Raw genomic sequence first — 2,280 nt, 5'->3', positions numbered from 1 at the left:
TCTACCCTCTACCCTCTACCCCCTTTTTCAAAAAACCAACCCCGAACATTTGTTCGGGGTTGGTTTTTTGAAAATATTTAGGTCAGCCGCAACGCCGTTTTACCTCAGTTTATGACCTGGTTAAAACCAGGTGGGTACCGGAAGTTCGTGCTTATAGTTTCTGAATACAAAAGTTCAGTCTACTGCCGCTAGAACAACATTAGTTCCCGTAAAAAATTCAAGCATAGATCAAAAAACGTTATTGGCAGTCACCAACGTCGCCGCCAGACCATTTCTACATCTTAATGGGAGAATACTCGATCGGTCAAGTGAGGATCTAATATCTCCTGCGCCCATTTACCTCCATATTGGTAGCTACGTTGGATCTCCAGCTACTGCGATCGTGCTGAAACTTTTACGGCTGTGCCTTCTAACTCAAATACTTACTCCACTCAGCAAGCACCGCTGGCGAACCGTACCAGATGCCTGGACTGCGCGGTGAATGTTTGACCCCTTCAATTGTAATATTGGTTGCACCAGCTAAATGAGCTGCCTCGATCGCGGTAATCCCATCACCCCAGGTATTGCCTTCACCACAAGTCTGTTGATAGCTACTATATGCCAACCACTGACCTAGCTTTTTGGCACCATAGATTGACTTTCCAGCAACACAGATATATTTGACATCTAGATACATAGCTCCTGGATAATTATCATTCACAAAATCGAGATTTTTCTTCGTCCAGCGTTCGCCACTAATATGGGGAGTTCCAAGGGTAATTAAGGTATCAATTTTTGATTTTGCATTCCATAATTTCGCTGTTTCATCGACATCGCCATGAATGATATAGGGAATTTCACCGATATAAATTCGACTAATCCAACCACCTGCCGAATGTCCGATTAGATTGATTTTAGTGGCTTGATTATCTGCTAAAGCAGCATTTACAGTCCGATCGAGTTGTCGCAAAATCGGAATTATCGATCGACCGCCGAGGGTAGGTAGCCAGTCTCTTTTCCGCAGTGGTACTGTCGTTGTGGGGGTACCGAGTGCGGCTAAGGCTTGTTGCAGTGGCAGATAGACATCAGCACTTTCGAGATAGCCAGGTAAAATAACGGTGGGTAACATCAGACGATCGCCTACAAGCTAATATCTCGATTATACTAATAATACGGATCGACCGTGTATATTGGCATGAATTATATTCTGAGATAATGTATCAGCAAATTAACATCACTTTGCCTCAAAAAACCATCGAACTAATCGATGATTTAGCGACACAAGACGAGCGTAATAAATTAATTGATGAAGCTATCAATTTCTATGTTATCGATCGACAACAGTAATCACTTCAACAACAACTTCAGGAAGGGGCAATTTATCATAGCAAGCGAGACTTAAATCTCGCTGAAGATTGGTTCAATGGAAAAAATCGATCGAGCAATCCAAGTTAGTCTTGGATTAATCGATCGATAAACTAGGATAAATAATAATCGTGCGAATTTATCGATCGACAGAACCCATAATAATATCCACACTACCCAAAATCGTGACGATATCAGCGACTTTTACGCCGCGCAAGATATGGGGGAGAATTGGCAGATTATTAAAATCAGCAGCGCGAATTTTCCACCGCCAGGGGAAGATATTATCTTCACCCATAATGAAGATTCCTAGCTCACCTTTACCGCTCTCGATGCGGACGTAATGTTCGCCTTTGGGAATCTTAAATGTCGGTGCGACTTTCTTGCTGACGTACTGATAATCCATCCCATCCCACTCGGATTTCGGACCAGCGGCAATGCGTTTGGCTTCGAGATTTTCGTAAGCACCGCCTGGTAAAGCGGCGATAGCTTGACGGAGGATTTTCACCGATTCGCGCATCTCCCGAATCCGCACGAAATAACGTGCTAAGCAATCGCCAGCCGTCTCATACTGGACATCCCAATCAAAGTCGTCATAGCACTCGTACTTGTCAACCTTGCGGAGATCCCATTTGACACCAGAACCGCGCAGCATGGGGCCAGATAGACCCCAATTAATCGCTTCATCGCGGGTAATCGTCCCGACACCTTCGACCCGACGACGGAAGATGGGGTTATTACTAATTAATTTCTCATACTCGTCCACTTTTGGCTCGAAGTAATCGCAGAAATCGATACATTTGTCGATCCAACCATAAGGTAAATCTACAGCCACGCCACCGATGCGGAAGTAGTTATTGTTTACCATTCGATAGCCAGTTGCAGCTTCCCACAAATCGTAGATCATCTCGCGTTCGCGGAAGATATAAAAGAAGG

At 44.3% G+C, this 2,280-nt stretch carries 2 protein-coding genes and 1 other RNA gene; all 3 read right to left on the bottom strand.

From position 1 onward, the window contains the following. Window positions 1-79: 79 nt before the first annotated feature. A non-coding RNA gene (gene ssrS, locus RMO35_RS20455) (6S RNA) lies at window positions 80-269 on the bottom strand. Window positions 270-409: 140 nt separating this feature from the next. Continuing rightward, the gene (locus tag RMO35_RS20450; protein WP_309743705.1) at window positions 410-1,108 is read right to left on the bottom strand and encodes a lipase; all 699 of its coding nucleotides are present in this window, start codon (window positions 1,106-1,108) and stop codon (window positions 410-412) included. Window positions 1,109-1,483: 375 nt separating this feature from the next. Beyond that, on the bottom strand, window positions 1,484-2,280 hold a 797-nt coding region (locus RMO35_RS20445), incomplete at its 5' end, for an NADPH-quinone oxidoreductase (protein WP_309743703.1).

The organism is Chamaesiphon sp. OTE_20_metabat_361, assembly GCF_031364565.1.
This window is presented reverse-complemented; position numbering and strand designations above follow the sequence as displayed.

Coding starts and splice junctions, on each gene's coding strand:
- RMO35_RS20450 (WP_309743705.1), bottom strand. CDS start 1,108: ATGTTACCCACCGTTATTTTACCTGGCTATCTCGAAAGTGCTGATGTC.